This window comes from Rahnella sp. PCH160, from assembly GCF_047784855.1.
Classification (GTDB): Bacteria; Pseudomonadota; Gammaproteobacteria; order Enterobacterales; family Enterobacteriaceae; genus Rahnella.
In genome coordinates this window covers 1,627,652-1,652,493 of the sequence record NZ_JBLOGT010000001.1, presented here as the reverse complement: position 1 = coordinate 1,652,493, position 24,842 = coordinate 1,627,652, and the positions used below count along the sequence as shown (strand labels likewise).

Here is a 24,842-nt window from a genome sequence, read left to right as displayed (position 1 = left end):
ATAACAGTCTGACAGCCAGAATTCAATTTAAGGAAAAGACCATGAGCAACATCCTGATTATCAATGCCGGCAAGACTTTTGCCCATTCAAAAGGCGCCCTGAACAATAGCCTGACCGACGTCGCCAGCAGCTTTCTGCGTGACGCCGGCCACGACGTGCGCGTGACCGTCCTCGAAGCGGGTTACGACGTACAGACCGAAATCGACAGTTATCTGTGGGCCGACGCCATCATTTATCAGCAACCGGGCTGGTGGATGGGAATGCCGTGGACGCTGAAAAAATACATCGATGAAGTCTTCACCGAAGGCCACGGCAAACTGTACGCCAGCGATGGTCGTTCCCGTTCTGATGAATCCAAAAAATACGGCTCCGGCGGCTTGTTGCAAGGCAAATGCTACATGCTTTCTGTGACCTGGAATGCCCCGCGTGAAGCGTTCGAAGACAAAGAGCAGTTCTTCCATGGCGTTGGCGTCGATGGCGTTTACCTGGCGCAGCACAAAGCAAACCAGTTCATCGGCCTGGATACCCTGCCAACCTTCATGTGCAATGACGTGATCAAACAACCTGATGTTGAACGTGATTTTGCCAACTACCGCGCTCACCTTGAAAATGTGTTCGGGCAGGCCTAAGGTAAAAAGTCATCCGGGAAAGAGGTATTTATGATTACCGTTATTGCTGAAATCAAAGTAAAACCAGGCCGTCGAGATTCGGTCATGGAAAAAATCACAGCGCTGCTGCCAAGCGTTCTCGCCGAGAAAGGCTGTCACCGCTATGAGCCTTACATTGATTTCAACGGTCAGGTTCCGTGGCGTAAAACGGTACCGGACTCTATTTTCATGCTGGAAGACTGGGAAAGCCTGGCACATCTCGAAGCGCATCAGCAGGCCGATCATATGGATAAGCACCGCGAAAACATCAAAGCCGACGTACAGGATGTGGTGATCCATATTATTGAGAAAGCCTGATTTTCTGACAGGCTTTACCAAAAAAAATGCCGGTGCTGCAAAGCATCCGGCATTTTTTATTGTATTGGTACGATCGAAGGGATCAAACGTCCAGTTCGGCAATATCGCCTTTTTCCTGTAACCAGTTACGGCGATCTTCAGAACGTTTCTTCGCCAGCAACATATCCATCATGCTGATCGTCTGGTCGATATCGTTCTCGTCAATGGTCAGTTGCACCAGGCGACGGGTATTAGGATCGAGCGTGGTTTCGCGCAGTTGCAGCGGGTTCATTTCACCCAGACCTTTAAAGCGCTGCACGTTCGGCTTGCCTTTTTTGCGTTTAAGCTGATCGAGCACGCCTTCTTTTTCCTGCTCGTCCAACGCGTAGAACACTTCTTTGCCCAGATCGATACGGTATAACGGCGGCATCGCCACATACACGTGACCGCCGCGAACCAGAGAGCGGAAATGTCGGACAAACAGTGCGCACAGCAACGTGGCGATGTGTAAACCGTCGGAGTCCGCATCCGCGAGGATACACACTTTGCCATAACGCAGTTGGCTCAGATCTTCGCTGTCCGGATCGATGCCGATCGCCACGGAAATGTCGTGCACTTCCTGCGAGGCCAGCACTTCATCGGAAGAGACCTCCCACGTATTCAGAATCTTACCTTTCAGCGGCATGATGGCCTGATACTCACGGTCGCGCGCCTGTTTGGCAGAACCGCCTGCGGAATCCCCTTCCACCAGGAACAGTTCGGTCATGTTCAGATCCTGCGACGTACAGTCCGCCAGTTTCCCCGGCAGCGCAGGGCCGCTGGTCAGTTTCTTACGCACCACTTTTTTCGCGGCACGCAGACGGCGCTGCGCACTGGAAATACACAGTTCGGCAAGCTGTTCTGCAGCCTGCACGTTCTGGTTCAGCCACAGGCTGAACGCATCTTTCACCACGCCGGACACAAAAGCAGCGCACTGACGAGAAGACAGACGCTCTTTGGTCTGGCCGGCGAATTGCGGATCCTGCATTTTCACCGAAAGCACGTAGGCACAGCGCTCCCAGATATCTTCCGCCGACAATTTTACGCCGCGCGGCAGGATATTACGGAATTCACAGAATTCACGCATGGCGTCCAGCAACCCCTGACGCAGGCCGTTAACGTGCGTACCGCCCTGCATGGTCGGGATCAGGTTGACGTAGCTTTCGGTCAGCAGTTCGCCGCCTTCCGGCAACCACAACAGCGCCCAGTCAACCGCTTCGATATCACCGGAAAACGTGCCGACAAACGCTTTTTCCGGCAAGGTGATCAGGCCGTTAACCGCTTCCATCAGGTAGTCGGTCAGACCGTCTTCATAACACCAGCGTTGCTCGGTGTTGTTCACTTTATCTTTGAAAATGATTTCAGCGCCCGGGCACAGGACGGCTTTCGCTTTCAGCAAATGGCTGAGGCGGCTGACCGAAAAACGCGGGCTGTCGAAGAAACTGACGTCAGGCCAGAAATGTACGCTGGTACCGGTATTGCGTTTGCCGCAGGTTCCGGTGACGTGCAGTTCTTCCACTTTATCGCCGTTTTCAAACGCCATTTCATACACTTCGCCGCCGCGTTTTACCGCCACTTCGACGCGTTTGGATAAGGCGTTGACCACTGAGATCCCCACGCCGTGCAGGCCGCCGGAGAACTGGTAGTTTTTATTGGAAAATTTACCGCCTGCGTGCAGACGGCAGAAAATCAGCTCAACGGCTGGCACGCCTTCTTCCGGATGGATATCGACCGGCATGCCACGGCCATCATCAATGACTTCGAGGGACTGATCTTCGTGGAGGATCACTTCGATACGCTTCGCGTGACCGGCTAATGCCTCATCGACGCTGTTATCTATGACTTCCTGACCGAGGTGGTTTGGCCGGGTGGTATCGGTATACATGCCCGGACGGCGGCGCACCGGTTCGAGTCCGCTGAGGACCTCTATGGAATCCGCGTTATAAGTTGATTGGCTCATCGTTGATTATTCGTGGCTCATAGGTTTGTGGGCTAACGATACAGTATTTGGGCGGGCGGAAGCACTGACAGCAAGCAGACGTGAAACATGCGGGGAAAACGTCACCCTGACGATGTTAGTCTGCCGCCAGTTCAAGAAAATCTACAATCGGCGAAAAGTAGCGTTCGAAGCCGACAAATGCATGATTCCCTTGAGGTTCGACCGTCTGGCGACAGGCAGTGTAATACGCTACAGCCTGACGGTAATCGAGGATTTCATCGCCCGTTTGTTGCAGCAACCAGAGTAAATCCGGCGACTCCAGCGGTTCGATCTGCATGACTTTCAGATCGTAAACGTGGCGTGACTCTAACACATATTGCTGGCCGGTGTAGGGGTTCTCGTTTTGCCCCAGGAAGTCAATCAGCAGCTCGTACGGTTTGACCGCAGGGTTAACCACCACGGCGGGCACGGCAAAACATTGCGACAGCCAGGTGGCGTAATATCCGCCCAGCGAGGAGCCGACAATGCCCAGTTTTTTACCGGCTTTTTGAATCACCAGATTTTCCAGCTGCTCCGCTGCATCCATCGGATAAGGGGGTAATTGCGGAACCACCATGTCGATTTCAGGATGATGCTGCGCCAGCCAGTTTTTGAGCGCAGTGGCTTTGGCCGAGTTCGGTGAGCTGTTGAAACCGTGCAGGTAAAGTAAGGTATTCATTCGTACCCGTCCGACTCGGTGTCAGGGTGAAACTCGCTGGTTTCCAGGCGGAAAACCTGCGTTTCGACACGGCCATCGGGATACAAATCGAGATAACGCCAGCCCGGCGCAACGGTATCAATCGTGAAATTGGTGCAATGCGGTTTGAACTGGACGCAGGTTGACGGCGTGGCGTACAGGCGACGTCCGTACCAGTCGAGATCGAGCTCCTGATGAATATGGCCGCACAAAAGCGTATTCACTTTCGGGTAATTCACCAGAACATTCGCCAGCATATGCGCATTCCGCAGGCTGTGCTGATCGAGCCAGGTGCAGCCCGACGGCAGCGGGTGGTGATGCAGCATCAGCAAGGTAAAGCGATCAGGATAGGCGTTCAGGCAGCGTTCCATCCATTCCAGCTGATACTCGCTCAGTTCACCGTGCGGCACGCCGAAAACCTGCGTGTCGAGCAGAATGATCTGCCAGTCCTCACCGAGGAGAACATGCTTGGAGGGGCTGATCCCGGCATCCTGTAAGGCATTCACCATCGCAGGCTGGAAATCGTGGTTACCGGGCAGCCAGACGCAGGGGGCCGCCAGTTCGCTGATTCCACGGGCAAACTGATGGTAGGCTTCCACCGACTGATCCTGAGCCAGGTCACCGGTTGCCGCGATAATATCGACGTCGCGCCGCTGTGCATTGATAGCGTCCAGCACCGCGCGATAGCTGTTAAACGTATTTACGCCCAGCAGTGTCTCATCTTCACCGGCAAAAAGATGGGTATCTGTTATCTGTAGAATTCTGACTTTGGCCCCATTCACCAAAGGCAGTTTAAACAGGCTTTCCAAATCGTTTCCTTTGTTATTGAAGTCTGTCTAACACACCGGAATTGCCATCGCTCCGTGCGCAAGGCAATAACGCAGCCAGTCCGCCAGGAACTGGTTAATTTGATGCTTTTCATCACGCTGATGCAACTTTTTATTAGGGTAATCATAGCGTGCTTTGAAGCGAAAGATCTGCTGACTCGCACACACTTCGGCCACCATGGCGTCGTGATACAGCCGAACCGTCAGCGAAGGCAGGCTCCAGTAACTGACGGCGGGTGCTGTCTGTTTGATTTCCACCAGCGACGTATAGCGCGTCGATTCGAGGATCGTCAGGCAATATGTGGCGCTACTCACCTGATATGTCACTGTTTCACCGGGCTCATCGGTGCGCGGCATCAAACGGCGTAATTGTGCGAAATTGGTTTCACACAATCTCATCATTTCAGGGAAATCAGGGGTATAGCGCTTGATCATTCGTTGGCCCACTCTTTTCTCAGGGATTCATGGTGTAGCTGCAGCCATTGCAGGACAATCACTGACGCCGCATTGTCTATCGCTCCTTCTTCCACCCAGCGGTAAGCCTGTTCGCGGCTGACCACATGTACTCGGATGTCTTCATTTTCTGCTTCCAGACCGTGAATTCCTTCTGCCGTTGTCGCATCAACTTCGCCGACCATAATAGAAAGACGCTCGCTGGTTCCGCCCGGGCTGGCCAGGTAATTCAGAGCCGGTTTACAGCGTTTTACCACAATGTTAGCTTCTTCGAGTGCTTCGCGGCGGGCCACATCTTCGACTGTTTCGCCCTCTTCAATGATACCGGCGACCATCTCCAGAAGCCAAGGGGTATCACTGGAATCAATACATGGGATGCGGATCTGTTCAATCAGCACCACTTCATCGCGCTGCGGATCATAAGGCAATAAGACTGCCGCATGGCCCCGTTCGAAAACTTCGCGCACCACTTCGCCGCTCATTTCCCCATTAAACAGCCGATGACGAAACCGATATGCAATAATAGAAAAAAAACCTTTATATCGCGTCTCGCGTGCAATAATTTCTACATCATCTTTACCGAAAGTAACCGGTGAACTTTTAAATGCACACATGGATTGTTTTCCTCTTCCCTCATAAAGGTAATTTATCGTCTTTTGAGGTCAGTTTGATGAAAATGCGTTAATAATAATCAAGGTTGTTTGTGATAGATTTAGGCACATCCCGTGGGGAAGGCACGTTAAGCCAACCTCCCCGCTAGCCTGACTCTGCTAGAATCCGCGTCTATTGGTTAATTTGACTGCGCCACCATACATAACAACATTGCTGCACAACAAGGAATGCAAATGAAGAAACTGCTCCCCCTTCTCATCGGACTCAGCCTGGGCGGCTTCAGTACGATAAGCCAGGCCGAAAACCTGATGCAGGTCTATCAGCAAGCCAGGACGAGTAACCCGGACCTGCGCAAATCTGCTGCTGACCGGGATGCTGCATTCGAAAAAATCAACGAAAGCCGCAGCCCTTTATTACCGCAACTCGGATTGGGTGCGGATTATGGTTATACCAATGGCTACCGCGATGCGAATGGCGTAAATAGCGATGTGGGCAGCGCCAGCCTGCAATTAACGCAGACCCTTTTTGATATGTCAAAATGGCGCGCCCTGACATTGCAGGAAAAAACTGCCGGTATTCAGGACGTGTCTTATCAGACTGACCAGCAATCCTTAATCCTGAATTCTGCGACGGCTTATTTCAACGTATTGAGTGCTATTGATTCACTCTCCTATACCGAAGCGCAGAAACAGGCAATTTACCGTCAGTTGGATCAAACCACGCAGCGTTTTAACGTCGGTCTGGTTGCCATCACCGACGTCCAGAACGCCCGTTCACAATACGATACCGTATTAGCGAACGAAGTGACTGCCCGTAATAATCTGGATAACGCGCTGGAAGCACTGCGTCAGGTGACAGGGGTTTACTATCCACAGCTGTCGTCCCTGAACGTCGATAATTTCAATACCACGCGTCCGCAACCGGTCGCCACGCTGTTGAAAGAAGCAGAAAGCCGCAACCTGAGCTTGCTGTCTGCGCGTCTGTCACAAGATCTGGCGCGTGAGCAAATCCGTTATGCGGAAACCGGCCACATGCCAACACTTGATCTGACCGCGTCTACCGGCATCAGCAACACCAAATACCACGGCGACAAAACCGGCGGTTCGTCCAGCTATCAGGACGCCGATGCGGGCCAGAACAAAGTGGGTCTGAGCTTCTCTTTGCCACTGTACAGTGGTGGTTCGGTAACCTCTCAGGTGAAACAAGCTCAGTACAGCTTTGTGGGTGCCAGCGAGCAGCTTGAAAGCGCGCACCGCAGCGTTGTTCAGACCGTCCGTTCTTCCTTCAACAACATCTCTGCCTCTATCAGCAGCATCAACGCTTACAAACAAGCCGTTGTTTCTGCTCAGAGTTCTTTAGATGCTATGGAAGCCGGTTATCAGGTCGGTACCCGTACAATCGTTGACGTTCTGGATGCCACTACCACGCTGTATAACGCCAAACAACAGCTTTCCAGCGCTCGTTACACGTACCTGATCAACCAGCTGAACATCAAATCAGCACTGGGTACGCTCAACGAAAGCGATCTGCTGGCACTGAACGGTGCTCTGGGTAAACCTGTGCCAACGGCACCGGATCAGGTCGCACCTGAAACCCCGCAGCAGGACGCCACGGCGGACGGTTTTGGCAACAGCACGGCGGCCGCACCACGTACTGAAAAAGCCAGCGCAACCACCAAAACGCAAACCACGAAGAAAAGCGGCAACCCTTTCCAGAACTAAATCTGGCGGGTTTCTTTTTTCATCGGAACGACCAAGGCAGCCTGAAAAGGCTGCTTTTTTTTGCCTCCGTCACGCCCCTCTGTAAAGTCTTGTAACAATTGCCTTCGCTGCTTTAACAATCACCCGCTTTCCCCTATTCTTAGTCCCTACTGGGAAAGGGCAAAAAAGCCCTACACATGGGATAAGAACGATGAAACGGACACAACACGTTAACCTGGCTACCTTCCGTAAATCATGGCGTAGCTATCGGATCACACCTGTCGCACTGGCGGTCAGCGCCGTCTTTATGTTGTCTGCCTGTGAGAAAACCGACGAAACGGTTTCCTTGTATCAGAATGCTGACGACTGTTCGAAAGCCAATCCATCCGGCAGCGCACAATGCGTCGATGCGTATAACGCCGCCAAAACAGAAGCGGCAAAAACGGCCCCGAAATATGCCAGCCGTGAAGACTGTATCGCTGAATTCGGCGAAGGCCAGTGTACTCAGGCTCCTGCGCAGGCCGGTGTGGCTTCTGCCGAAGGCCAGAGCAGTGGCAGCATGTGGATGCCGCTGATGGCAGGCTACATGATGGGCCGGATGATGGGCGGCGGCGGTTACGCGCAGCAGCCTCTTTTCAGCTCTAAAAACCCTGCGAGCCCGGCAAACGGCAAGTTCGTTGACGCGACCGGCAAAAACTACGGCCCGGCAACTGCTGGCGGCCGCAGCATGAACGTGCCGAAAACTGCCATGGCACCGAAACCGGCCGTCACGAATACGATTACACGCGGTGGCTTCGGCGACAGTGTGGCCAAACAAACCTCAATGCAACGCAGCTCTTCTGCGGCACCTCGCAGCCCTGGCCGCAGCATGGGTGGCTGAGAAACAAAATGAAACGTTTAGTGATTAATGAGCGCCCGGACTGGCGCGAAAAAGCCACGGAGTTTGGCTTCAATTTTCACACCATGTATGGCGAACCGTACTGGTGTGAAGATGCTTATTATCAGTTCACGCTGGCGCAGATCGAAGAGATCGAAGACGCCACCGCCGACATCCATCAGATGTGCTTAAAAGTGGTGGAGCGCGTGGTGAATGACGACAAACTGATGGCAAAATTCCAGATCCCAAAACACGTCTGGGAATTCGTCCGCAGCTCATGGCGCACGCAGCAACCTTCGCTGTATTCCCGTTTGGATCTGGCTTACGACGGTGTCAATCCGCCTAAGCTTCTGGAAAATAACGCAGATACGCCAACCTCGCTTTACGAAGCAGCCTTCTTCCAGTGGCTCTGGCTGGAAGATCAAATCGCTGCGGGCAATCTGCCGCAGGATGCCGATCAGTACAACAGTTTGCAGGAAAAGCTGATTGAGCGTTTCAGTCAACTGAAAAACGAGCACGGTTTTTCGTTGCTGCACATTGCCTGCTGTCAGGACACCGAAGAAGATCGCGGCACCGTTCAGTATTTGCAGGACTGTGCGCAGGAAGCGGAACTTGCCAGTGAATTCCTGTTTATCGAAGAAATCGGTCTGGGCGAGCGCGGGCAGTTTACCGATACGCAGGATCAGGTGATTTCCAATCTGTTCAAGCTGTATCCGTGGGAATTTATGTTCCGCGAAGTGTTCGCCACCAAACTGGAAGATGCCGGCGTTCGCTGGCTGGAACCGGCCTGGAAAGCCATTTTGTCGAACAAAGCCCTGCTGCCGTTACTGTGGGAAATGTTCCCGGATCACCCGAATCTGTTACCGGCATATTTTGCCGAAGATGCACATCCGGAGCTGGAACATTACGTGGTTAAACCGTTGTTCTCCCGTGAAGGCGCCAACATCAAAGTCATCGAGAAAGGCCAGGAAGTGGCCCGCGTTGACGGCCCGTACGGCGCAGAAGGCATGATCGTGCAGCAGTTCCACCCGTTACCAGTATTCGAAGGCAGCTTCACGTTGATCGGCAGCTGGCTGGTCAACGATCAGCCTTGCGGCATCGGCATCCGTGAGGATAAAGCGCTGATCACGCAGGATCTGTCACGTTTTTATCCGCATACGATCGTCGGTTAAAAATGCATGAAAAAGGATAATGACGAAATTCATTATCCTTTTTATTTTTAGCCAACTTGTACTGAAAGCATGCTCAACGATCCCATAACGATCCCATTGGTCGGTTGAGTGATCGGCTCTGCACCATCCCACGCACCCAGCACATACAACAACGGCAGGTAGTGATCCGGAGACGGATTGGATAACGCGCCGCCATCATGCTCCATGAAATTCACCAGCGGATGATCTTTCGCCTCGCCTTTCCAGTCGAGATTGTCTTTCACGAATGTTTCGAAAGACGTCGCCCACGGATACGGCTCGCCTTTATCGTCCCACTTCACCATCCGCAGGTTATGCACCACGTTCCCGCTGGCGACAATCATCACGCCTTCGTCACGCAGCGCGGCCAGTTTTTTGCCCAGTTCATAGTGATATTCCGGTGGCTGCGTGCCGTCGATGCTCAGCTGGATCACCGGGATATCGGCGTCAGGATACATCTTGATCAACACGCCCCAGGTGCCGTGGTCAAAACCCCACTCGCGGGTATCGGAAATCACATTCACCGGGCTGAGTAATTCCTGAACACGTTTTGCCAGTGCCGGTGAACCCGGTGCCGGATAGCGTTTATCAAACAACGCCTGTGGGAAACCGCCAAAATCATGAATGGTGCGCGGGTTTTCCATCGCTGTTACCGCCGTACCACGGGTAAACCAGTGAGCCGAGACGGCAAGAATCGCTTTTGGCCGTGGCAAAGATTCGCCCAGCGCATGCCAGGCGCGGGTATAAATATTGTCTTCCAGCACATTCATCGGACTGCCGTGGCCTAAGAAAAGTGCGGGCATACGTTGAATCGTCATCATGAATTCCTTACCGCAAAATGAAAGAGAGCGGCGTTACCTGACAACCTGCCGCGTAATGAAAATACGGTACTCTTTTTCATTACGGGTTACAGCCGGATAACCATGAAGGAGATGTTCAATAATTTTGAAGAAGCAAATCAAAGACGACGGGCGTGGATTTTCAGTACAGATAAAATGCGGGAATACATAGCAAAAAGGCCGCATAAGCGGCCTCGTCACATCAGCACAACCGGTCAGTCAGCTTGCCTGACGGGTTTGCGCCTGACGGTATGCCACCAGATCGGCAATCGTTACCACCGGCATGTTGTGCTCGCGGGCAAAGACCACCACTTCCGGCGCATGCGCCATGCTGCCGTCGTCGTTGGTCAGTTCGCAGAGTACGCCGAACGGCTTCAGCCCGGCTAATGTCGCCAGATCAACCGATGCTTCAGTGTGACCACCACGGGTCAGCACGCCGCCTGCCTGTGCGCGCAGCGGGAAGATATGCCCAGGGCGGTTCAGGTCAGAAGGTTTTGCGCCATCTTTGATAGCAGCACGAATGGTGGTCATGCGGTCAGCCGCAGAAACACCGGTCGTCACGCCTTCAACCGCTTCAATCGTCACGGTGAAAGGCGTCTGGAACGGGCTGGAGTTGTGCTCAACCATCATCGGCAAATCCAGCTTTTTACGGCTGTCTTCGTTCATGGTCAGGCAAACAATGCCGCTGCCGTGGCGAATAGTCAGCGCCATTTGTTCAACGGTCATGTTTTCGGCGGCAAAGATGAAATCGCCTTCGTTTTCACGATCTTCGTCATCCAGTACTAACACACCCACACCATTACGGATGGCGTCAATTGCACGCTCAACACGTTCAGTGGATGTACCGAATTCGGAAAGTAGGGTCTGATTCATGGTAAAAATAACCTCATGTTCTGTATATGGATTACCAGAATCAGGGCGTCTTGAGGAGGCTAGCTGCGGCAGCCAGAGGGCGTGCTACAGTTATAAAAAATAACGCAGCGGACAAATAATTGCCCGGCTTGAATCGTTACTCTCTCCCATCCGGACTTTAACCGTCGGCCCCGGAATTACACCGGATCTGCTGACCTCTAACCCCGAAGGATTGAGCGCTCGCGGGCTTCCACGTGGAAGGGATTATGATCACCTTCCGGTATTCTGTGGTTTACCGCCGGTGGGGACTTTCACCCCGCCCTGAGAATAAGCAAAGCAACTATAACGCCAATAAATGAGCAGAGCAATCCTGTGGATTGGCCATTTAGTGCCTCTGAAGGTTTATAGAAACAGCATCAGGGATTACACTAAGGAAAAGCACCTCCTTCGAGAAAAGGAAATAACATGATTGACCCGAAAAAAATTGAACAAATTGCCCGCCAGGTTCACGAATCTATGCCGAAAGGCATCCGTGAGTTCGGTGAAGATGCCGAGAAGAAAATCCGTCAGGTATTGCAGGCGCAGTTCAGCCGCATGGATTTAGTCAATCGCGAAGAGTTCGACGTGCAGACACAGGTTTTGCTGCGTACCCGCGAAAAACTGGCCGTGCTGGAACAACGTCTGGCAGCGCTGGAAGGCAAACAGACCGAAGCGGAAAAACCGCAAGATCCTGCCTGACTTTTCGGTTAGCGAACGTCCGCCGGAAACAAGAAAGGCCTGCTCAGCAGGCCTTTTTCATGTGTTTTACTCAGGTTTTATTGCGGGTGAAGTACCGTTTTTGCCCGTGGCAGTAGCCACCATAACGCCGCAAATACCACCAGCGCATACAGCGATTTCCAGCCGACCATCGCCAGTAGCCCGCAGCACAAAATCGCCCCGAGCATCGCCATCCATTTTGAGCGGCTCGTCAGGATTTTTGCCCCGGAAATCATGCACAACAGATAAATCAGAATGAAGATTCCGTTGGCGTAAGTAATCAGCGCGCCGAGCGGTAAATGCAGCCAGTAAATCAGCAGAGTAAACAACATACAGCAGCCGACCACCAGGTTAAGCGCCGCAACCGGAACCTGCTGCGAAGAGAGTTTCGCCAGTTTGCTTTCAGGTTTCAGCTGCGCCTGCGACCACACCAGACGGGCGAAGCTTTGCGTATAGATATTCACGCTGGCAAAACAGGCCAGATAACCAATTATGCAGGCCACCCACAACGCTTTTTGCCCGAACAACTGCACCACAATCCCCGGTAATGACGCGCCCGCCTCCCGCCCTTCACCCCACGCATGGAATTTCAACACCGCGACGGTACACCCCCAGTAAACCGCACCGGCCACCAGCATGCCGATTAACAACGCGCGCGGGAAATCGCGTTCCGGATTGCGGAATTCTGTCGCCAGATGGGCAAAGGCTTCCAGCCCGACAAAGCACCAGAACATCACCGCCAGCGCATCAAACAGACTGGAGGGCGAGACATCGCGAATTGCTGGCAACGGGATTTGCGGCAACGTGATATCCCCTTTCCACCAGATAGCCACAACCAGCGCGACCACCAAAAGCGCGACCAGCGTCTGGATATTCGCACTGGATCCCGCGCTGCGCGTGCCCAAAAACCAAATGACGAACAGCGTTCCCAACTGAACCAGCAGCAGATTTCCGCTGCTCCAGCCAAAAGCCGCCTGCCAGAAACCGGCGGCAATATGCAGCGCAGCGGGCAATCCGACCGGAATAACAGACAAAAATAACCAGCCGGTCACCCGCGCCATGTGCGGCCCGAACGCTTTCCCGACGAAATGCGCGGCACCGCCTGCGCTTGGGAAATGGCGACCCAGCGCGGCAAAGCCGATAGCAATCGGGAATACCAGCAGGATCAGCACCGGCCATGCCCACAGACTGTCGTCTTGCGCCAGTTGCGCGGCAAGCGCAGGCACCGCGAACACGCCGGTTCCCAGCAATGAGGTGGAGAGCAGCCCGACGCCCTGCGCCAGACTTAATTCCTGTTTTAATCCGCTCACAACAGAGTCACTTCCGTTTTGTGTTTTTGAGAGAAAAATCAAAAAGAAAAGGGCTTATCAGATAAGCCCTTCGGTGCGAACATCAGAAATTCAACCGCAGAAAATCAGTCCTGCGCTTTGATCTGATTGATGATTTTGGTGGTGGATAACCCATCTTCAAAATTCAGCACGCGCACTTCGCCGCCGTTCGCCCAGACTTCCTGACAACCGGCAATTTGCTCCGGTTTGTAGTCGCCACCTTTCACCAGCAGATCGGGCAAGATCCCGGCGATCAGACGCTGCGGGGTATCTTCTTCAAACGCCACAACCCAGTCGACAGCGCCGAGCGCACCCAGCACGATCATGCGGTTTTGCAGCACATTTACCGGACGGGTTTCGCCTTTCAGACGTTTGGTAGAAGCATCGCTGTTCACCGCCACAATCAGACGATCGCCGAGCTTACGGGCATTGGCCAGATAAGAGACATGGCCCGCGTGCAGGATGTCAAAAATGCCATTGGTCATCACGACTTTTTCGCCGCGCTGACGCGCCATTGCGACCGCGGCTTTCAGCTGCTCTTCGGTCATCACGCCGAAGCCCACGTCTGAACGTCCGCCGATCGCATTTTCCAGCTCGACCGGAGAAACGGTAGACGTCCCGAGTTTACCGACCACAACGCCCGCCGCCGCGTTCGCTAGGAAGCAGGCTTCTTCCAAAGTATTGCCCGCTGCCAGTGCCGCCGCCAGCGTACCGATCACGGTGTCACCGGCGCCGGTCACGTCGTACACTTCCTGCGCCTGCGTGGGCATATGGAAAGGTGCTTTACCCGGCTGCAACAGCGTCATGCCGTGTTCTGAACGGGTCACCAGCAACGCGGAAAGTTCAAAATCAGCGATCAGTTGCATACCGCGCGCCACAATTTCGTCTTCGTTTTTACAATGGCCAACGACGGCTTCGAACTCAGACAGATTAGGCGTCAGCAGCGTCGCGCCACGGTAACGTTCAAAGTCAGAACCTTTAGGATCCACCAAAACAGGCACGCCCGCTTTTCTCGCCAGTTGGATCATTTTCTGCACTTCGGTCAGCGCGCCTTTGGCGTAATCCGACAGCACCAGCGCACCACTTTGCGGCAGTGCCTGTTCAATTTTGGTCAGCATCGGTTGCAGATCAACGCCTTCAAAACCTTCTTCGAAGTCGAGGCGGATCAGTTGCTGGTTGCGGGAAAGAATACGCAGTTTAGTGATAGTCGGGTGCGTAGGTAACGCCACGAAATCGCAGTGTACCTTTACTTCAGCCAGACGCTCGCCCAGCGCACGGGCCGCATCGTCCACACCGGTCAGGCCAATCAGACGGGAAGAGGCACCGAGAGACGAAATGTTCATCGCCACGTTAGCCGCGCCGCCAGGGCGTTCTTCGATGGTATTCACCTTTACGACCGGTACCGGGGCTTCCGGTGAAATACGGTTGGTCGGGCCATACCAGTAGCGGTCTAACATTACGTCACCGACCACCAGTACACCCGCGCGGTGAAAATCAGGCAAAGTCACTTTCATCCCAAGACTCCAAAACAGGCAAAACTCAACATAGAAATAGTGCGCCGGATAATATCACAAGCGCCTGTGCCCCGAATAAAAACCCTCAGCTCAGCCATTTTTCCCAGCTGGCACGGATTTGTGCCCGTTCGCTGGCAAAACTGTCAGCGGCAACTTTACCGCTGTGCTCCTGTAACGCCAGATGATGAATTTCATCACGTAGCGTCACGTACGCCTGCGTCAGGTTGCGGGCTTCGTCTTCCGGCATGATGTCGTGTTGCGCCATCAGCTCAAAAATCCTCACGTTATCAGACCAGCGCGTCAGCTTCGGCTGATCGTGGGCGAAACGTAACACCAGATATTGTGCAATGAATTCAATATCTGTGATGCCACCGGGATCGGCTTTCAGATCAAACTCACTGGCTTTTTTACTGCCGAGGTGCGTGTACATTTTCTCGCGCATTTCGCGGACTTCTTTGCGCAGCTCCGCATCGTCGCGCTGACGGCAGAGAATCTCGCGGCGCGTGGCATCAAACTGCTGCGTCAGAATCGGCTCGCCGTAGACCACGCGCGCGCGCACCAGCGCCTGATGTTCCCACGTCCAGGCTTCGTTGGCCTGATAATCAGCAAACGCCTCAATCGTGCTGACCAGCATGCCAGAAGCGCCGGAAGGCCGCAGACGCGGATCCACTTCATACAAAATACCCGACGACGTGCGCGTGCTGAACAGATGCATAATCCGTTGCGCCAGACGCAGATAGAACTGTCGCCCGTCGATTACGCGTTCGCCGTCGGTCATCACCTCCGGCGCGCAATCGAGCAGAAAAACCAGATCCAGATCTGAGCTGTAACCCAGCTCCCAGCCACCTAATTTTCCATAACCGACCACCGCAAAACCACGGCCTTCACGGTGCTGAAGATGCGCCGGCTGACCGTATTTTACGACCATCTGATCCCACGCCTGTTGCACCACAACTTCAAGAATCGCTTCGGCCAGATAGGTCAGATGGTCGCTGACTTTCATGACCGGCAGCGCGCCGGAAATATCCCCGGCGGCGATGCGCAAATGCTGCGCCTGTTTAAACTGGCGCACCGCTTCCAGTTGCTGTTCTTCATCTTCCGTCGGCACGCGCATCAGATATTGGCGCAGTTCATCACGGTAAGCGCCCAGCTCAATCGGCTGATAAAGGGTGCGCGGGTCGAGCAGTTCGTCAAGCAGTAGAGGATGTCGTGCAAGCTGACTGGCCACCATCGGCGAGGCCGCGCACAGGCGAATCAGTTGCTTGAGCGCGCCGGGATATTCCACCAGCAGCTCGATGTACGTCGTGCGTGTGACGATGTTGAGCAGCAATTGCATCAGGCGTTGCAGCGTGACGTCCGCATTTTTATAAGTACAAACCTGCGCCAGCAAACGCGGCATCAGTAAATCAAGCTGATCGCGGCCACGCGGCCCGATGGTACGTTTATCCACATCACGGCGAAATTCAGCGATTTGTTGCAGGATATGGCGCTGAGCATTTTCCTCAAGCTGAGGCACCAGCGGCGCGAGTTCGGCAGGCTCCAGCGCATCAATCCACAAACTGCTGAACTGCGAATGCAACTGATCGTCTTCGGCGTCCGGCGTGTCATCACCAATCAGATCATTAAAGACCGAACGCACGGCCTGCATGTGTGCGTTCAGCGCATCAAGCAGCTGTGGCCAGTCGTCAAAATTCATGCCCCATGCCAGACGCGCCTGATTGAGTTCATCGGAAGGCAGCGTTTGCGTCTGTTCGTCGGCGATGGCTTGTAAAAGATTTTCCAGACGGCGCAGGAACAGATAGCTGGTGCGTAATTGCAGAACCTGTTCAACCGGCAATAAGCCCAGGTTTTCCAGCGCCTGAAGCGTCGGTAACAGCGCCCTTTGCTGTAACGCAGGTTCACGCCCGCCCCGGATCAGCTGGAAAACCTGCACGATAAATTCAATTTCGCGGATGCCGCCCGCGCCGAGTTTAATGTTGTCTTTCAGACCCCGACGCCGCACCTCGCGGGCGATCATCCCTTTCATATTACGCAATGACTGGATCACGCTGAAATCGATGTAGCGCCGGAACACAAACGGCATCAGCATCTTGCGCAGTTCCTGACTGCTGGCGTCATCCGCGCCGCCCATCAGACGCGCCTTGACCATCGCATAACGCTCCCAGTCGCGGCCCTGTTCCTGATAATAATCCTCCAGCGCCGGGAAGCTCATCACCAGAGGTCCGCTGTCGCCAAACGGACGCAAACGCATATCCACGCGATACACAAATCCGTCAATCGTCGGCTGATCCAACGCTTTAATCAGCCGCTGCCCGAGACGGGTAAAGAACTGCGCGTTATCCAGCTGACGGCGGCCACCTTGCGTCTGGCCGTTTTCCGGGTAGGCAAAAATCAGGTCGATGTCGGAAGAGAAATTCAGCTCGCCGCCGCCCAGTTTCCCCATCCCGAGGATCAGCATTTTTTGGGCTTCACCCGCCGCATTTACCGGGGTACCGAATTCACGGCAACAGGCGTCATACAACCAGTCGCGGGCGCTGACAATAAGCAATTCCGCCAGTTCACTCAGTTGCTGCAGGGTATCCTTGGCTTCACTGGTTTGCGCCGATTGCGACCAGGCGATGCGGGTCAGAATGCGACGGCGAAACAAGCGCAGCGCTTTCATTAACCCGTTTTCATCGGTCACTTCCGCCAGCGATTCTTCAAGCCACTGGCGATAAAGTTGCCACTCCTGCGCCTGCGGAGGGTTTTGCTCGATTTCATGCCACCACTGCGAAAAAGCCAGCAAACTGTCCGTCACGAATTCACTGCTCGTCAGTACCGCAAGCGAGGCGTCATCGGGAAGAGAGCGTTTTTCGGGATGTTCACGCCAGCGCGCAAGGACATTCCGGGCGTGGTCGTGTAAGACAGAAGAGAGTGGCAGCATGAGATCGGGTTCCTTGCAAAAAAAAGCCCGGGCTTTTTGCCCAGGCTTATCAGTCAATTAACGAGGTTGTCCATTTAACCAGAAGGCATCCATCATCACCGCGTGAGAGCGGGCGGAATCCTCCCACGCATGTTGTTGCTGAACGATAGCCTGCTGCAAATCCCCCCAACCGGCAATATACGCGGCGGCGTCTTTGTCCGGATACGCACCGCCGAGCAGATGGAAGGTAATAATCTGGCGTTTGAGGCGGGCTAACTGGTCGCGATACCCTTCTTCGGTCAGTGGCTGCGCGAACGCTTCTTTCAGATCCGCCGCGGTACGGCCCAGCATAATGTCCGCGAAACGCTTGAAGGAGCCTTCCAGCTTTTTAGCGGATTTATCATCAACAAATGGCGTCCAGCCGGATGTCGCCAGCCAGGAGGTGAGGACCAACTTACACTTCAGGTAGGTCGCGCTGTAGCAAACATCCTGCGCGTCAGCTGATTTCTGTTCCAGCACCGGCACCAGATCAGTCAGCAGCGTACGCAGTTCAGAAGAAGCCTTGCGCGGCACCAGCCCGCCGAACAGGACCAGAACCTGACGCACGGTTTCAACCGCCTGCAACACGGTCAGGCGTGCCGTTTTATCACCGCGAACCCAGAGTTCTTCGTGATACTGCCAGTGATCGAGCGCCAGCTCGAACATTGCTGACATCGCCTGTTCAACGGTAGCTTTGGGTTTGGCTTTAAACACCGGCAGCGGTTTGATTTCACGCGCAGGATTGCCTTTCGCCAGATGATAACCGCGAGCCGCCTTGCTGAAACCGCCCTGACGTAAGCCGCCGTGCGCACCGATTTCTGCCGCCAGTTTCAGCAGATCTGCGGTATTGCCTTTTTTCAGCTCAAGCTCAATTTCAGCCAGCGCCTCAGTCAACTCACCGGCGACCACTTCGCCCTGATCCAGACCCAGCTCAATCTCGCTTTGGCCGTAAGTAATCACCCACTTCTCACGGGTGAAATCTGTACGGAACAGCGGAGCCAGCTCTTTTTGCAGTGCGGCAGGTTTACACCCTTCCGGCCAGATATCTTTCGGGAACGCGCTGAGTTTCAGCACCGGCTTTTTCAGCTCAACATTATATTCAGGCCGCTGATGCAGACCGCCCATCACTTTCCCGCCGGTTTTGATGGTCATTTCGTACTGATCGTCAAAACCACGGATGCGCAGACCGATATCATGCGAACGTAAATAGTTATCCGCGGTCTCAAAATAGATGTTGGTCAGTTTCGACGGCGCGGTGTGCTCAGCGTTGAAACCCGCGAGCTGCGAAGGGAGTTCGGCAATTGCAGCCGGGGTGGCGATAAATTTTAATTCTATTTCTACGGTCATAGGAGTCTTCACACCGATTCTTTGCTGCCAATAAGGGATTAACGCGTCGCTCCAATTCTACCATAAGCACAGCGCGCAAGCCGCATGTTGCGGGATTGTAAGATAGTTCTCATTCCGGTTTATGCATTGCGTCGTCAGACTGTTGCCCTTAATATCGGTTTCCAACGTTTTGCAATAACCAAACTTTTATTGCATTTACCGGATAATTTGCCGCAATGGCCTGAAAACGGCGGTTGCCAGAAGACGTATCCCGATAAAACGGATCCGCACTTCACGTTCCCTAAATTCACAAAGAAACGATGAAATAATGCAGAAATTACGCCTAATTGGTTTTGCTTTGCTTGGTTTAAGCATCACATGGACTGCCCACGCCGACGAGAAGCGCTATATCTCTGATGATCTGATCACGTATATCCACAGTGGTCCGGGCAATCAATTTCGTATCGTTGGAACGCTGAATGCCGGTGATGAAGTCACCTTGCGCAGCGTGAACGACAGCACTAAATACGGCGAAATCATTGACTCGAAAGGGAAAACCGCCTGGATCCCTCTCGACCAGTTAAGCAACGTCCCCAGCCTGCGTACCCGCGTTCCGAATCTGGAACAACAGGTCAAAACCCTGACCGACAAGCTGACGAATATCGATTCCAGCTGGAACCAGCGCACCGCTGAAATGCAGACCAAAGTCGGCTCCAGTGACAGCATTATCAATAACCTGAAGAAAGAAAATCAGGATCTGAAAAACCAGCTGATCGTCGCGCAGAAGAAAGTGGATGCCGTTAACGTCCAGCTCGACGACAAGCAACGTACCATTATTTTACAATGGTTTATGTACGGTGGCGGCGTTGCCGGTGTGGGTCTGGTACTGGGTCTGGTGCTACCGCATCTGGTTCCGCGTCGCAGGAAAAAAGATCGCTGGATGAGCTGATCGCTTAATCCCGCGCCCACTTTCCGCATTAACGTTAAGGCACTCCGGTGCCTTTTCGTGTTTCCATCAATCCGCAAATCAACGACACAACTTTGCTATGATAAAAACAGAGCGCCCTGCTCGGCTTTCAGCAGCATAATGCGTTGGAATTGACTTATTTCAGGAGTTATCGCGTGGAGATTTACCTGGTCGGCGGCGCAGTCCGAGACAGTTTATTAAACCTGCCTGTGTCTGAGCACGATTGGGTGGTGGTCGGCGCAACGCCTGAATATATGCTCGAAAACGGCTATCAGCAGGTCGGCAAAGATTTCCCGGTGTTCCTGCATCCCAAAACTCACGATGAATATGCGCTGGCGCGGACGGAAAGAAAATCAGGCTCCGGCTACAATGGTTTTACCTGTTATGCCGCGCCGGATGTGACGCTAGAACAAGATCTGATGCGACGTGACCTGACTATTAACGCTATCGCTAAAAGTGACAACGGTGAACTTTTCGACCCTTATCACGGCCAGCGTGATATCGAGCAGCGCCTGCTGCGCCACGTATCCGATGCGTTTGGCGAAGATCCATTACGCGTTCTGCGTGTTGCCCGTTTCGCGGCGCGATTTGCCCATTTAGGTTTCACCGTCGCGCCTGAAACCCAGACGCTGATGCAACAAATGGCAGAAAGCGGCGAGCTGGAAGCCCTGACGGCAGAACGCGTGTGGAAAGAAACAGAAAAGGCGCTGCAAACACAGGATCCGCAGGTGTATTTCCAGGTGCTGCGCGATTGCGGCGCGCTGAAAGTGCTCTTCCCTGAAATCGATGCGCTGTTTGGCGTGCCGGCCCCGGAAAAATGGCATCCGGAAATTGATACCGGCGTTCACACAATGATGACGTTGAAAATCGCCAGCACGCTGACACCTGACGTCGACGTGCGTTTTTCCGCACTCTGCCACGATTTAGGGAAAGGCCTGACGCCACCGCAATACTGGCCGCATCATCACGGTCACGGCCCGGCGGGCGTCAAACTGGTGGAGAATATTTGTCTGCGACTGAAAGTCCCGACGCATATCCGCGATCTGGCAAAACTGGTCGCCGAGTTCCATGATCTCATCCACACGGTGAATAAGCTGCGCCCGGAAACCTTGCTGAAACTGTTCGATACCCTCGACGTCTGGCGTAAACCGCAGCGTCTTGAGCAGATGATCATGACCAGCGAAGCCGATGCGCGCGGGCGTACCACGTTTGAAAACAACCCTTATCCGCAGGGCGATTACTTGCGTGAAGCCTTCAAAGTGGCGAACAGCATTTCTAATAAAGAAGTGCTGGATGCGGGTTTTCAGGGCATAGCTATTCGCGATGAACTGAAAAAACGACGTACTCAGGCACTGGCTGACTGGAAACAAACGCAGGAAACGGCTGTTTAATTTTCTTCGTTTCAGCGCTTAAAAATAAAGCCCCGCACGGCAAAACCGGCGGGGCTTTTTCTTGCATGATTGAATGAAAAATCAGGCAATAAAGACGAAATATACAGCCAGAGCGACGAAGAAACGGTAAATCGCAAACGGGATAAACGAAATACGTTTAATCACCGCCAGGAAGGTTTTAATCGCGATCAGTGCCACAATAAACGCAGTAACAAAACCGGTGGCGAACATTGGTAAATCCGCCAGAGTGAGGAAGCTGTAGCTCTTGTATAGATCCAGAACCGTTGCGCCCATCATCATCGGCACAGCCAGCAGGAAAGAGAACTCAGACGCAGCAAAACGACTGATCCCCATTAACATCCCCCCACTGATGGTCGCTCCTGAACGGGAAAAACCCGGCCAGAGAGCCAGACATTGGAAAACACCAATCATAAATGCCTGCACGTAGGTGATATCATCCAGCCCCTTCGCACGCGGTTTTTTGGGCTTAAGCAACTCCGCCACAATCAGTAAAACACCGCCCACAACCAGCGAGTACATGACGTATTTGGGCTCAAAAAGGGATTTGATTTTTGAGTGCAACAGCAAGCCGAGAATGGTTGCCGGGATCATCCCTAAAATAATATGCCCGAGATTCAGACGGCGCGTACCGGTGCCTTCATGAGCAGGCGGCTTGCCAAAATGCAAACCAATCATGCCAAACAAACGACGCCAGAACATCACCACGACAGCAAGAATAGACCCCAACTGAATGACCACTTCAAAGGATTTCGACGTATCTCCCGTAAAGCCAAGAAGGTTGCCCACAATAATCAGGTGTCCCGTGGAAGAGACAGGCAGGAATTCCGTCAGCCCTTCAACAACACCCAAAATAGCAGCAACAAGCAAAGAATGACTTTCAACAATCATTATCAACCCCAACCCTGTTAAGTATCCGCGAATGGAAAAAAGCGGCCAAAACGATAAACAAAAAAAAAGCGGCATCAACTTCGCGACTGCAGTTAAGAACAGCCGGTGACCCCGAGTGCTCTTTTAACGTTTTTTTATGACAATTCATATACGACCGGATTCCGAATTTCATCCCTGACAGGATTTACAATCGTTTTCCGCGCTCAATGACCACGCCAACATTCGCTGCCTGAGCGACTGCGCCCGGTTTGCTGAGCTTAACCCGCACCCACGGTGAATTAAAACGCGCCAACAGCAGCGCCGCCACTTCTTCTGCAACGCGTTCCACCAGCGCAAAATTCTGCGATGAGACATGTTCAATGACGGCATCACTGACGTCGGCGTAGCTTAAACAGTCATTCACATCGTCGCTGGCGGCGGATTTTCGGTTATCCCAGGCCATTTCGATATCGAACACCAGTTTCTGTTTAATGGTCTGTTCCCAGTCGTAAGCGCCGATAGTGGTGATTACATTTAGTTGCTCAATAAATACGATATCCATCACGCGATTCTCTGTTTTTGGCCCAGCCGGATACCACTTCCAGCAGAAAATGCGTATTATCCATGGATGTTGCGATTAAAACGACCCTTATTAGACGGAACGGCTTTATGAGTGCTACCGCGCTTGGAATGATTATTTTCGCCTACCTTTGCGGCTCGATTTCGAGTGCAATTCTGGTCTGCCGGGTCGCCCGCTTACCGGATCCGCGCACTGCTGGCTCTGGCAATCCCGGTGCCACGAACGTTTTGCGCCTGGGTGGACGCGTGGCCGCAGCGGCCGTTCTGATTTTCGATGTGCTCAAAGGCATGTTGCCCGTCTGGCTGGCCTATCGCCTGAACATTCCGCCGATGTATCTCGGTCTGACAGCCATTGCGGCGTGCGTCGGCCATATCTACCCGGTTTTCTTCCGCTTTAAAGGCGGCAAAGGTGTGGCTACGGCGTTCGGTGCCATTGCTCCTATCGGCTGGGACTTAACCGGCCTGATGACCGGCACATGGCTTCTGACCGTGCTGCTCAGCGGATACTCGTCGTTGGGTGCGATTGTCAGTGCGCTCATTGCGCCATTCTATGTCTGGTGGTTTAAACCTGAGTTCACGTTCCCGGTCGCCATGCTTTCCTGCCTGATTTTATTGCGTCATCACGACAATATTCAGCGTCTGTGGCGCGGTCAGGAAGGGAAAATCTGGGATAAACTGAAGAAAAAGCGTAAAGCAGTGAAAGACGAAAAAGCACAATAACGTCAGATTTCAGACATAAAAAAACGACCTCATTGAAGATTAATGCCAGTCAGTTAAGCAACTGACTGGCTTTTTTCCTGTGCTTTTGGATACTTCCGGGGTCTTTCCTTCACCACTCTCGGAAAGGCCCTTTCTCTTCTTATCGGCAGCTTCACCATCTGCGCCATACTCTCCAGATTACGCAACAGTTCGGGGATCCGGCCCGGAGATGCGCCCTGAAGCGTCATTAACATCCTCATCACCAGACTGCACGAGTCTGAGAAGCTTAGCTGATTCGGCCAGTAACCCTTTAGGGTTTTAGACATCTTAATCATCTGATAACGAACAAGATTATAGGCTAGTAATACCCCCCATAACTCCTGCTCGACAAGTTCTGGTTTTTTACTTCTCAGCGTTAACCGACTCAGTAACATCGTCTGCTTAATTTCACGATAACCCAGTTCGATTTCCCAACGGTGGCCGTAGAGATCGGCCATTTCCCCCCCCGGGTACCGCATGGCATCTGTCATTGAGGTCAGCAGATGGCAGACTTTGCCTTTACGGGTAAACGTCAGAAGGCGAGCCGTCATTTCCTCCCCCAGATCAGGCCACTTTTTCCGGGCCTGAGGACTGGTTTTCATCCTTATCAGATGATCGCCTTTACCGAGTTTTCGCACCTCTTCGTACTGCGCTCCTTTTTTCAACGGGATCATCCAGTGACGGCTCTCTCCCGCCTGATGCCAGGCATTCAGCAGCCCCAGAGAATAATAACCTTTATCGAGTAAAGTCAGTGTGTTATCGCCTGTTTGTTCTATCAGTTTTTCTGCCAGCGTATATTCGCTTTCTTTCATCGTACCGAAGGCGGCAGCCGTAAGCAGGTGGCTGGTCAGTTCCATCTGGCAGACCATTTTCACCTGCGGATAAAGCCCCGGTTGCCCGGCATAGGTCTGTCGCGGGAAAGCCACATCATTTTCTGGTGTATCCTGGGTTCGCCAGACGACACCGTCCACCGCCAGTAATGTCAGACCACACCAGTGTGGATGGGTGACGGAGTTGTGCCACACCTGTGCCGTTTGGGTAAACACGCGGCGAACGGCATCACTTCCCAGGCGCTGGCGGGCCTGGATAACGGCGCTTGGGGCAACGAAGGGCCGGTTGCCGGGGAGCATAATATCCAGACGGTTCACGATTTGGTGGAGGGGTTCTTCGCGTTCGAGCGCCATGCCAATGATGCACCAGACCATCATTTCCAACGGGAGACGGCGTTTACGCAGCGTGACGGAACCTGACTCGGCCAGACAGCGGGAGACAAGGTCGGGATCCAGAACATCACCGAGAGAAGTCAGAGGGTTACGGGTAGAGTCGTAGCAGGAAACGAGCTCAAGAGCCTGAGCAATGCGCATAAAAAAAATCCAGAAACGAAGAACGTTTCTGGATTTTTACAC

Annotated in this window: 23 protein-coding genes and 1 riboswitch; of the genes, 9 read left to right on the top strand and 14 right to left on the bottom strand. The window is 53.4% G+C overall.

Translation table 11 applies throughout. The features are described 5' to 3' along the window. Positions 1-41: 41 nt before the first annotated feature. Both ACM5QY_RS07660 and ACM5QY_RS07655 read left to right on the top strand, forming a co-directional pair. The gene (locus tag ACM5QY_RS07660; RefSeq protein ID WP_416120005.1) at positions 42-629 is read left to right on the top strand and encodes an NAD(P)H-dependent oxidoreductase; all 588 of its coding nucleotides are present in this window, start codon (positions 42-44) and stop codon (positions 627-629) included. Between the two features lie 30 nt (positions 630-659). Further along, complete coding sequence (locus tag ACM5QY_RS07655; RefSeq protein ID WP_416120004.1) at positions 660-965, top strand: putative quinol monooxygenase; 306 nt, start codon at positions 660-662, stop codon at positions 963-965. Between the two features lie 82 nt (positions 966-1,047). Here ACM5QY_RS07655 and parE read toward each other — a convergent pair whose 3' ends face one another. From parE to nudF, 5 genes are all read right to left on the bottom strand, one after another. Further along, positions 1,048-2,943, bottom strand: coding sequence for a DNA topoisomerase IV subunit B (gene parE / locus ACM5QY_RS07650; RefSeq protein WP_416120002.1), 1,896 nt, complete (start codon positions 2,941-2,943; stop codon positions 1,048-1,050). A 115-nt stretch (positions 2,944-3,058) separates the two neighbouring features. Continuing rightward, positions 3,059-3,640, bottom strand: a complete 582-nt coding sequence (gene yqiA, locus ACM5QY_RS07645) for an esterase YqiA (protein WP_416120001.1) — start codon at positions 3,638-3,640, stop codon at positions 3,059-3,061. Further along, positions 3,637-4,467 (bottom strand): 3',5'-cyclic-AMP phosphodiesterase, encoded by an 831-nt coding sequence (gene cpdA, locus ACM5QY_RS07640; protein ID WP_416120000.1) that lies wholly within the window; start codon positions 4,465-4,467, stop codon positions 3,637-3,639. Before cpdA ends, yqiA begins: the two co-directional genes overlap by 4 nt. Before the next feature lie 27 nt (positions 4,468-4,494). Continuing rightward, positions 4,495-4,920 (bottom strand): DUF1249 family protein, encoded by a 426-nt coding sequence (locus ACM5QY_RS07635; protein ID WP_095923552.1) that lies wholly within the window; start codon positions 4,918-4,920, stop codon positions 4,495-4,497. Then, positions 4,917-5,552, bottom strand: a complete 636-nt coding sequence (gene nudF, locus ACM5QY_RS07630) for an ADP-ribose diphosphatase (RefSeq protein ID WP_416119999.1) — start codon at positions 5,550-5,552, stop codon at positions 4,917-4,919. Before nudF ends, ACM5QY_RS07635 begins: the two co-directional genes overlap by 4 nt. A 231-nt stretch (positions 5,553-5,783) precedes the next feature. Between nudF and tolC the strand changes: the two genes are divergently transcribed. From tolC to ACM5QY_RS07615, 3 genes are all read left to right on the top strand, one after another. Further along, a complete protein-coding gene (gene tolC, locus ACM5QY_RS07625; protein WP_416119998.1) occupies positions 5,784-7,271 on the top strand; it encodes an outer membrane channel protein TolC in 1,488 nt (495 codons plus the stop codon). Between the two features lie 190 nt (positions 7,272-7,461). Further along, positions 7,462-8,130: a DUF1190 family protein gene (locus ACM5QY_RS07620; protein ID WP_416119997.1), complete on the top strand. Its 669-nt coding sequence runs from the start codon at positions 7,462-7,464 to the stop codon at positions 8,128-8,130. Positions 8,131-8,138: 8 nt separating this feature from the next. Then, positions 8,139-9,299 (top strand): glutathionylspermidine synthase family protein, encoded by a 1,161-nt coding sequence (locus ACM5QY_RS07615; RefSeq protein ID WP_416119996.1) that lies wholly within the window; start codon positions 8,139-8,141, stop codon positions 9,297-9,299. Between the two features lie 47 nt (positions 9,300-9,346). Here ACM5QY_RS07615 and ygiD read toward each other — a convergent pair whose 3' ends face one another. Then, complete coding sequence (gene ygiD, locus ACM5QY_RS07610; RefSeq protein WP_416122837.1) at positions 9,347-10,135, bottom strand: 4,5-DOPA-extradiol-dioxygenase; 789 nt, start codon at positions 10,133-10,135, stop codon at positions 9,347-9,349. Positions 10,136-10,375: 240 nt separating this feature from the next. Continuing rightward, positions 10,376-11,029, bottom strand: a complete 654-nt coding sequence (ribB, locus tag ACM5QY_RS07605; RefSeq protein ID WP_416119994.1) for a 3,4-dihydroxy-2-butanone-4-phosphate synthase — start codon at positions 11,027-11,029, stop codon at positions 10,376-10,378. Between the two features lie 134 nt (positions 11,030-11,163). Further along, positions 11,164-11,341, bottom strand: a riboswitch (FMN riboswitch). A gap of 132 nt (positions 11,342-11,473) precedes the next feature. Between ribB and ubiK the strand changes: the two genes are divergently transcribed. Beyond that, entirely contained in the window at positions 11,474-11,746 is a 273-nt protein-coding gene (gene ubiK, locus ACM5QY_RS07600; RefSeq protein WP_416119993.1) for a ubiquinone biosynthesis accessory factor UbiK, read from the top strand. 77 nt (positions 11,747-11,823) lie between these two features. Here the strand turns inward: ubiK and yjeH are convergent, their stop codons facing one another. The 4 genes from yjeH to ACM5QY_RS07580 all read right to left on the bottom strand — a co-directional run bounded on the left by yjeH (position 11,824) and on the right by ACM5QY_RS07580 (position 18,894). Next, positions 11,824-13,074 (bottom strand): L-methionine/branched-chain amino acid transporter, encoded by a 1,251-nt coding sequence (gene yjeH / locus ACM5QY_RS07595; protein WP_416119991.1) that lies wholly within the window; start codon positions 13,072-13,074, stop codon positions 11,824-11,826. A 104-nt stretch (positions 13,075-13,178) separates the two neighbouring features. Next, positions 13,179-14,606: a bifunctional D-glycero-beta-D-manno-heptose-7-phosphate kinase/D-glycero-beta-D-manno-heptose 1-phosphate adenylyltransferase HldE gene (gene hldE, locus ACM5QY_RS07590; RefSeq protein WP_416119989.1), complete on the bottom strand. Its 1,428-nt coding sequence runs from the start codon at positions 14,604-14,606 to the stop codon at positions 13,179-13,181. A gap of 85 nt (positions 14,607-14,691) precedes the next feature. Continuing rightward, a complete protein-coding gene (gene glnE / locus ACM5QY_RS07585) occupies positions 14,692-17,529 on the bottom strand; it encodes a bifunctional [glutamate--ammonia ligase]-adenylyl-L-tyrosine phosphorylase/[glutamate--ammonia-ligase] adenylyltransferase (protein WP_416119988.1) in 2,838 nt (945 codons plus the stop codon). A 57-nt stretch (positions 17,530-17,586) separates the two neighbouring features. Then, positions 17,587-18,894 carry a CYTH domain-containing protein gene (locus ACM5QY_RS07580; RefSeq protein ID WP_416119987.1) on the bottom strand — a complete coding sequence of 436 codons (1,308 nt, stop codon included), beginning with the start codon at positions 18,892-18,894 and terminating at the stop codon, positions 17,587-17,589. Between the two features lie 307 nt (positions 18,895-19,201). Here ACM5QY_RS07580 and ACM5QY_RS07575 point away from each other — a divergent pair, with 307 nt between their 5' ends. After that, entirely contained in the window at positions 19,202-19,822 is a 621-nt protein-coding gene (locus ACM5QY_RS07575; RefSeq protein WP_416119985.1) for a TIGR04211 family SH3 domain-containing protein, read from the top strand. A gap of 173 nt (positions 19,823-19,995) precedes the next feature. Beyond that, entirely contained in the window at positions 19,996-21,231 is a 1,236-nt protein-coding gene (locus ACM5QY_RS07570) for a multifunctional CCA addition/repair protein (RefSeq protein WP_416119984.1), read from the top strand. An 81-nt stretch (positions 21,232-21,312) separates the two neighbouring features. Here the strand turns inward: ACM5QY_RS07570 and bacA are convergent, their stop codons facing one another. Together bacA and folB are read right to left on the bottom strand one after the other, a co-directional pair. Next, complete coding sequence (gene bacA / locus ACM5QY_RS07565; protein WP_416122836.1) at positions 21,313-22,137, bottom strand: undecaprenyl-diphosphate phosphatase; 825 nt, start codon at positions 22,135-22,137, stop codon at positions 21,313-21,315. Positions 22,138-22,324: 187 nt separating this feature from the next. After that, on the bottom strand, positions 22,325-22,681 hold the full coding sequence (gene folB / locus ACM5QY_RS07560; protein WP_416119983.1) for a bifunctional dihydroneopterin aldolase/7,8-dihydroneopterin epimerase: 357 nt from the start codon (positions 22,679-22,681) through the stop codon (positions 22,325-22,327). Positions 22,682-22,788: 107 nt separating this feature from the next. Here folB and plsY point away from each other — a divergent pair, with 107 nt between their 5' ends. Continuing rightward, complete coding sequence (plsY, locus tag ACM5QY_RS07555; RefSeq protein ID WP_416119982.1) at positions 22,789-23,418, top strand: glycerol-3-phosphate 1-O-acyltransferase PlsY; 630 nt, start codon at positions 22,789-22,791, stop codon at positions 23,416-23,418. A gap of 53 nt (positions 23,419-23,471) precedes the next feature. Here plsY and ACM5QY_RS07550 read toward each other — a convergent pair whose 3' ends face one another. Further along, on the bottom strand, positions 23,472-24,800 hold the full coding sequence (locus ACM5QY_RS07550; RefSeq protein WP_416119980.1) for an IS4 family transposase: 1,329 nt from the start codon (positions 24,798-24,800) through the stop codon (positions 23,472-23,474). Between the last annotated feature and the right edge of the window lie 42 nt (positions 24,801-24,842).